Here is a 7,312-nt window from a genome sequence, read left to right on the forward strand (position 1 = left end):
AGTTATATCCCCACATTGCAGAAGAACACCTACTATTTGATGACCATAAACTTTTTTATTTTTAGTATGAGAATGATGAAAACCACATAATTCAATTGGAGATTTTGCCCGTGACGAAGGTATAGTTCTCTCTGAAATAGTATCATCAATAATAACATAAATAGGTTGCCCAGTAGTTCGTGATAAGTCCCAAATTCTTTTTATAGCGAATTTTTGCATTGCTCTCAGAACATACTCCTCATTCCATGGACTATCTGATAAAAAACGACCTATTGAAGTCCTATGGGTTGTATTAAAACAACTCTCAACTATATGAGTTACTTTCCCTTTGCATCCACGCCCTACCGCTGCAAAAATAAATTCGCAAAAGTGTTTTTGCTGAGGAATTGTTAAGTATAAAGTTAATTTTAAAGCCAAAAAGAAATTGTTAATAGACTTATAATATGGTATAGTATTCTTTGTAGACATTTTAATCATCCTTTGTAAGTGTTTTTCCAAAGAATATATTACAATAGGATAATTAGAATGTCTATATTTTTATTTTTATGTTATGTAAAAATTTGTTAGCTAAAATGCACGTTTATAGTATTATAATTGTTATGTATATTTTTTTATATGGAGGTATAAAATGAAAAAAATTAGATGTATTACAATTTTATTTTTAGTTTTTGCATTATTTTTAATAGGGTGTAACAATAGTGAAACTGAAGCTAAAAAAACTGCTGAAAATTTTATAAATGATTTTTATAATATTAACCATACTGATATGTCAATAGAAGACATATCAAAATGTCCTAATGATGAATCAACTCAAAAATTAAAAAAATATATAACAGATGAGCATTTTAAATATGTAAGTACAAAAACAACTATATTTGCAATACGACTTGAATACCCTATTCAACAAAAATTTGATGTTAAGTTAGACACTTTAAATTTAACTGAAAATAGCAAAGATAAAGATTCAATAGTTTATGATTATAATTGTGATGTTACAGTAACATATTCAGATAAAAAACAAAGTAATATTGAATTGAAAGGTACTATTCCTCTAGTTAAAACTGATGAAGGTTGGAAGATTAATGATATAAATAATGTTGATTTGTCATTTATAGAAAATTTCGATATTTTAAATATTAATAAGAAAGAAGAAATAAATAAACCTAAAGACAATGAAGATATTTTTTTAATGACAGCAGATGGCTATGGAGCACAGAATGAATGGCAATTTTCTAAAGATTATTCTGTTTTAAATTACTCTGGTGATGAAGGAATATATGTTTTTAAGAATAACAAATTAATATATACTATAAAAAATGATAACGAAAAAGATAACAGTTATTATTTTGCAGCTATTAGTCCTTCTGGGAATAAAATTATTCGTCAGAAAGTAGATAATAAAAAACAAAAATGGAAACTAGATTTATTTAATGCAGAAGACGGGGTTAAAGAAGAAACTTACTTATCACAACAAAATGACCGATATTATTTAAAAAAATGGACTAAAAGAGGTATGTTTTTTGAAAAATATGATAAATGGGGAGAAGAAATGGATACACATTTAATAAAAAAACTTTTTATATTAAATGAACAAAAGAAATTTGAAGAAGTTATGGATTATACTAATACTTCTTGGAAGGTACGAGATATCATTGATAATTTAGTATTGGTAGAAGATTATAATACAAAACAATTTTATATATTTAATATAGATACAAAAGAAATAAAGGATACCAATTTTAGTTCTAAACCATTCGGCATAGATTTAGCTGAAGTAAAGTTTTATAATTCACCTAATATCCTAATATATGAATTACGTCAAGAAGGTTCAGGCAAAATATTTTTATTTAAAAATAAAGAAAAAATTTTTATTACAAAAAATTACTTTGTGGGGATAACAAAAGATGGAGTTGTTTATGCAAAATATATTGATGATGGTCATAAACGAGATATCTATTTTAAATTATTAAATTAAAAGAAAGAACTATTGCATTAGCAATCTTTTTATGCTAATACAATAGTCTTTCTTTTTAGTAAGGTTTAAAATTAGGCCATAATTTATAACAAACTTCATCTCTTATTGAAGAAAGTTCACGATAAATATTTTTACCAGGACAAACAGTAGCATATGTGCCTGTATTAACATCTCTATGGCCTTTGATTAAAGACGTAATTTTTAATATCTTCAACGTCTTTCTTTACATCTTCAACAATATCCAGTTTATCTGTAAGTTTTGCTATGATTATTTCAAGGTATGTTTGGTCTATTTTTAATTTTAAACGTCATACATGAGACTATATGTGAAAATAAAAGTATTCTATTTTAAAGGTCATGTTATATTTACACTTTATTCTTATACAATACAAATTTGATGAATATGTTATCATTTTAGTTATTTTATGGTATAATATCACCGTGTATTGAAGAAAGCGAAAGGAATAGATATATATGAAAAAAAAATTATCATCGATATGTATTGGGGTTTTATTAATGAGTTTATTGGGTGGATGTTCTAATGAACATCTAAGAAATGAGAATGTTTTACAAGAAACTCAAAAAACTATAAGTAACGTTAAAAAGACGAAAGAAAATTCACAAGATAACACAAAAATAAAAAAAAGTTTAAATAGTAAGAATTCATATAATAAAAGAGAAAAATTATTATGGGAAAATAAAAAAGTAATATATGAGGAAAAGACATTTAAATTAGATACAGATACAAACTATAAGCTGAGTTACTTTGATGAACTCTACTCTTTTAATAGTAAAACTTTTACTAAAATAAAGTATAAGATTCCATATTTAAAAACTGTGCTTGCCTTATATAAAGATAGCATGTTTTATGTTGGTACAGATAAAAATTATTATTTTGCAAACTTTAAAGATGGAAAATGTTTTAAAATAAATAAAATTCACAATAATGGTAGTGACATTGCATGTTTTCGTATAGAAAATGATATATTATATTTTTCAGATTGGGAATTTTTATATAAATTAAATATGAAGACTAGAGAGATAGAAAGAATAGATTTTACACCCTACAAAAATGTGATAAATTCATTAATAGGTAAGGAATTTAAAGGTACCATATATGCTGATTCAGCAGGTATATATTTTTTGACAGACTTAATTTCTGTCAGTAAATTTATTGGGTTAAGCTGGGATAAACAGGTAATGTTTTCAATTAATGATAGAATTGGACCTACTATTACTAAAGAACATATATATTTTTATTCACCTAAAGATCAATGTATGTATAAATATGACAAAACAGGAAATTTAGAAAACAAATACCATCCTACTGATTTAGTGAAAAGATTGGAAGGGAATATTGATTGGACATATAGAGTTTCTAATAATAGAATTTACTATGAAATTCCTAAAGATGGGATTTATTCAATAGAAAACAATTCTAATTATAAAAAAATTATTGATATAGATAGAAATTTTGCAATAAATAAAGCTAGTTACTATGATGAAAATATAGCTCTTATTAATAAAAAAAAATTTAGCATTTTTAATATTGAAAAACAGAAATATACACTTGAAATTAATTTAGAAAATGCTATTGATCAATTTGCCGATTATTATTATGGTGATAAATATTTAAACTACTTAGCCTATTTTCCACAAATTAGGTATAAAAATATTAAACAGTTTTCGAATGAAGATGTTATTTTTATAGCAATATGGAAAAATTATGGTGAAGACTTATGGGTAATTAATACAGCAACCAAAGAAAAATATCTTATTGATATTGTGAAATATACTGAAAATCCTAAATATCTAGATAAACACAATAGGTCTTGGGAAAAAGAGGTATTTACACAGAATGGAACTATTTATTATTTCAATAAATTGTAAATTTAAAATATGCAAGGGCATTGAAAAATGTGTAAGAATTAATGTTTTAGATATTCCAACAACAATGGTTGATTTAAATGCAGGGCAAGAATGAATATTAGATATGGTTAATAGCAACAAAAACTGCAGTCCAGTTTTTGTAAGGTACCTGACCCCTTACAAAGATTGTAGCTTTAATTGGAAGTATTGGTTGTATGCGACCACTTCCAAAACAGCGACTTGTATACAAAAAGTGTTAGGGTAACACTCATATTATAATAGTTTTCTTAAAGGGGCTGTCGCATTAAGGAATTTACATACAATATATTGTAGTATTTACTCTTAGTGCGATAGCCCCTTTAAAGTCTTTACATCAACAGGCACAAGGTACAGTGGTTTTACGGACTAAATTATAAAAATAACCGGTTATTTAAATTCTTGAAAATATAATAATGAAAAAAGAGAGAGGGATTATGTATACTGAATATACAACAACAAATGAGTATAGTTTCTTCAATTTGTAATTTAGATTTTTATCATATATATTACAACGAAAAAATGCAGCATGTAGAGATTTTTAAGTGTGTATTGGTAAAATATTCAAAGTGACTACGATATTTTATAGCCACTTTGCACAACATTTATTAAATAGCCTTTTTATTTAGATATTTTTTGTTATTTTCTCATTCTAAATATAGATTCCATAGAAATTTTTTTTATTTCTTTTAATTCAGTCTTAATTCTATCTATAGGTTTTATTGAATCATATTTACTTTTATAATTTGGTGAAGCTAAAATAACAGTATTTATAATTCCACTTTTATGAATTATTTCCTTTAATGTTTCCTGTTCTTCAAATGATAATTCATCATTATGCTTACTACAATAGAAACTTAATTCCAAAAAATAATTTGATAAAAATGAATAATCATCAATAGTGAAATTATGATCAGTTTTTGATATATTATTCATAATTTCAATTATTGGTTCTAATTTGTCACTCTTGTCACTAAAATATCTACTCAAATTATCTATTTCCTTAAATTGTTCTCCATTTATAAACAAATCATTTTTTATATCTTGCATTATATTGTAGTATATATTTAAACAATTATAAAAATTTTTTTGTGTGTTCTTTGGGGTATTTAAACCATTAAATCCCCACAAAAATACTATAATTACTACTAACATACCAACTATTGAAAATAACATTTTTATATTAGTTTTTTTTACTATATTTAATAAAGGAATTATAATCAATAATGTAAGTATAATCCATTTCATATATATACCTCCAATTATTTAAAATAATTATTTCTTCTATAATATTATCATATATAAAACAAATAATATATCAAATTCAAAAAATTTTCAATATTTATAATTTTTACTAAATAAATTTTGCTTTTATGGTTCTTAGAAGATTTATATTCGACTTATTTCTGAATTAGGGAAAATCGAGCAATGCCACGACAAATGCTGAAGATTGACATGAAAAAAAGAACTGCACATTAGCAATTTTTAATTGCCAATGCGACAGCCCCTTTTACAAGAACTTAACAATAAATAGAAACTATAATATTTATTATAAGTAAATTATTTTTTCATATTACATTGTAATTAAATTTCATACATCCATCTTCCATCTTTATAATACCCTCTTACTGTAGGTATTCCGTTAGGTTGGTATACAGTATATGTGGTACCTGGTAATTGATCTTGCATAAAATATCCTCTAAGTCTAATTTTGGTAAATTTATTTTGTTCCATAAATTTCTTCTCACGTCTAGTGAACTCGTTTTGCTAAAGCAAAACATCGAGACTTCAGGTGGAGACTCTACTCCACCTGAAGCAAAAGCTTCAATCTCCCACTTATAGAAGTGGGAGTCTTGTAGAATCGATAAATTTCCAATGTTCTGCAAATCTTTCTTCTTTTTCACTTTCTACCCAATCACATAAGAAATCAAGTGCTTTTAGTTCTGGAAGTCCTTTTCCTTTAAAAACTTTAGTAAAGAAAATTTCAATAATTTTTTCTTTTCCATACTCTTTAGCAGTTTCCACCAAATCCAGTGCTTTACCTGTTGCATTCTCATAATATATACTAAAAGCTGCATCTTCTATCGCTACAATTTCATCATATGAGAACTCACGATCTTTATACAATCCATGTGCTTCGTCTTGTTCAAAACCATATGCCATAATTATTCACTCCTTTTAATTTAAATAAATTTTAAGATTTTTCTTGTCGACTTGAATTATCTTACACTCTATAAAAACGATTTTAATTTCTATATGTAAACCTATAATTAAATTTTTTTTTATTTCTTCATAAAAATATCAATAAATTAAGATTTCCCTATCCAAATTTTTTAACTATAGAACTCTTAATATTTGCTTCGGATAAATAATATTGGTTTTTAAATTGTTTAGTTTCTTTAAGTCTTTAATAGATATATTAAATTTTTAGGTCCATTAGTTAGTTTTTTATCAAAATAATTAAAAATCTGTTCATACCAGTTGTTCACAGTATTTATGACTTTTTTGAATTCTTTAATGTTATTATCTTTTACCCTTTTACACCAGCATTGAAAAGCCTCTATTGCCTCTTTTTTACTGTCTAACATAAAGATATCCCTAAATTCTTCTTTTAGCTCATAGGCTATTTCTAAATAACTACTTTTTTCAAAATGCTCTAATAGTATTAAATATTCTTCATCTGTAACATTTTCATTTCCTTTTTTAAACAAATATCTATTCTTAAATAGTTTTGTTCTAGATTCTTTATCTAATTGTCGGCATACTGATTTTCTAACGTCTTTAAATGCATCACCAATCTTTTTAATAAGGCATTTTCAAAAAAATAACTAGTCAGTATGCTAGCCTATTTTGCGAACTACTTCATCGTTGGAACCCGTTGATAGAACCTACTATCAGCGGAACCCAACTCTTTGTATTTCACAAAATATACGTCGCATCTTTGACTTGTTATTTTCTTTCAAATGCCTAACATGAAATTTATCAATGATTACTTTAGCATTAGGAAATGTTTTTGCTACTTCTTTAGCAATAAATTCAATGAACCTATCGGTTTTTCTTTGATATTTATTAAGAAAAGGAATATTTACTGGTATTCCTCTATGACCACAACAAGCACATCTTAATCTGATTTTTTCAACAATCAGTATTACAGGTTTACCATGAATAGGTATATCTCTTACAAAAAATTCTTTTTTATCATGCAGCCTGTCAGCTATGTTATCGCATTTAGGGCATCTTAAAGATTTTTTTATTGGAGATACTCTTATAAAAATAGTGTTATTATATTCTTCTGAACATTTAATACAGAAGTTTAGCACTTAAAAATTTTTTAGGTTGATAGCCCATTGATTTATAAGAATTTAAGAATAATCAGTGGAAATATGAGATTTTCCGATTTTTACTGGAAATTATAGAGAAAAAAGTTGCAAA

General features: G+C 25.5%; 10 protein-coding genes and 1 pseudogene. 3 read left to right on the forward strand and 8 right to left on the reverse strand.

The features are described 5' to 3' along the window. Nucleotides 1–468 (reverse strand): annotated as a pseudogene (locus CLTEP_RS12700) (IS701 family transposase); the annotation flags it as partial. A 160-nt stretch (nt 469–628) separates the two neighbouring features. Here CLTEP_RS12700 and CLTEP_RS12705 point away from each other — a divergent pair. Continuing rightward, nucleotides 629–1,975 (forward strand): hypothetical protein, encoded by a 1,347-nt coding sequence (locus tag CLTEP_RS12705; protein ID WP_066827288.1) that lies wholly within the window; start codon nt 629–631, stop codon nt 1,973–1,975. 55 nt (nt 1,976–2,030) lie between these two features. Here the strand turns inward: CLTEP_RS12705 and CLTEP_RS14935 are convergent, their stop codons facing one another. Together CLTEP_RS14935 and CLTEP_RS15625 are read right to left on the reverse strand one after the other, a co-directional pair. After that, nucleotides 2,031–2,189 carry a hypothetical protein gene (locus tag CLTEP_RS14935; RefSeq protein ID WP_161938380.1) on the reverse strand — a complete coding sequence of 53 codons (159 nt, stop codon included), beginning with the start codon at nt 2,187–2,189 and terminating at the stop codon, nt 2,031–2,033. Continuing rightward, nucleotides 2,149–2,268 carry a BhlA/UviB family holin-like peptide gene (locus CLTEP_RS15625; protein ID WP_084364965.1) on the reverse strand — a complete coding sequence of 40 codons (120 nt, stop codon included), beginning with the start codon at nt 2,266–2,268 and terminating at the stop codon, nt 2,149–2,151. Before CLTEP_RS15625 ends, CLTEP_RS14935 begins: the two co-directional genes overlap by 41 nt. 181 nt (nt 2,269–2,449) lie before the next feature. Between CLTEP_RS15625 and CLTEP_RS12710 the strand changes: the two genes are divergently transcribed. Both CLTEP_RS12710 and CLTEP_RS15500 read left to right on the forward strand, forming a co-directional pair. After that, nucleotides 2,450–3,865: a hypothetical protein gene (locus CLTEP_RS12710; protein WP_153016334.1), complete on the forward strand. Its 1,416-nt coding sequence runs from the start codon at nt 2,450–2,452 to the stop codon at nt 3,863–3,865. Further along, on the forward strand, nt 3,834–3,959 hold the full coding sequence (locus tag CLTEP_RS15500; protein WP_278319560.1) for a hypothetical protein: 126 nt from the start codon (nt 3,834–3,836) through the stop codon (nt 3,957–3,959). The genes CLTEP_RS12710 and CLTEP_RS15500 overlap by 32 nt, the downstream gene beginning before the upstream one ends. Nucleotides 3,960–4,519: 560 nt before the next feature. On the opposite strand, the gene CLTEP_RS12715 is transcribed toward CLTEP_RS15500, so the two are convergent. The 5 genes from CLTEP_RS12715 to CLTEP_RS12730 all read right to left on the reverse strand — a co-directional run bounded on the left by CLTEP_RS12715 (nt 4,520) and on the right by CLTEP_RS12730 (nt 7,200). Next, nucleotides 4,520–5,128 carry a hypothetical protein gene (locus CLTEP_RS12715; RefSeq protein WP_066827292.1) on the reverse strand — a complete coding sequence of 203 codons (609 nt, stop codon included), beginning with the start codon at nt 5,126–5,128 and terminating at the stop codon, nt 4,520–4,522. A 336-nt stretch (nt 5,129–5,464) separates the two neighbouring features. Next, on the reverse strand, nt 5,465–5,614 hold the full coding sequence (locus CLTEP_RS14940) for a hypothetical protein (RefSeq protein WP_161938381.1): 150 nt from the start codon (nt 5,612–5,614) through the stop codon (nt 5,465–5,467). Between the two features lie 102 nt (nt 5,615–5,716). After that, nucleotides 5,717–6,043 (reverse strand): hypothetical protein, encoded by a 327-nt coding sequence (locus CLTEP_RS12720; RefSeq protein ID WP_066827294.1) that lies wholly within the window; start codon nt 6,041–6,043, stop codon nt 5,717–5,719. Between the two features lie 236 nt (nt 6,044–6,279). Next, nucleotides 6,280–6,687: a transposase gene (locus CLTEP_RS12725; RefSeq protein ID WP_084364963.1), complete on the reverse strand. Its 408-nt coding sequence runs from the start codon at nt 6,685–6,687 to the stop codon at nt 6,280–6,282. A gap of 87 nt (nt 6,688–6,774) precedes the next feature. Continuing rightward, nucleotides 6,775–7,200 carry a transposase family protein gene (locus CLTEP_RS12730; RefSeq protein WP_066827298.1) on the reverse strand — a complete coding sequence of 142 codons (426 nt, stop codon included), beginning with the start codon at nt 7,198–7,200 and terminating at the stop codon, nt 6,775–6,777. Nucleotides 7,201–7,312: the final 112 nt, after the last annotated feature.

The organism is Clostridium tepidiprofundi DSM 19306 (assembly GCF_001594005.1).
GTDB lineage: Bacteria > Bacillota > Clostridia > Clostridiales > Clostridiaceae > Clostridium_AC > Clostridium_AC tepidiprofundi.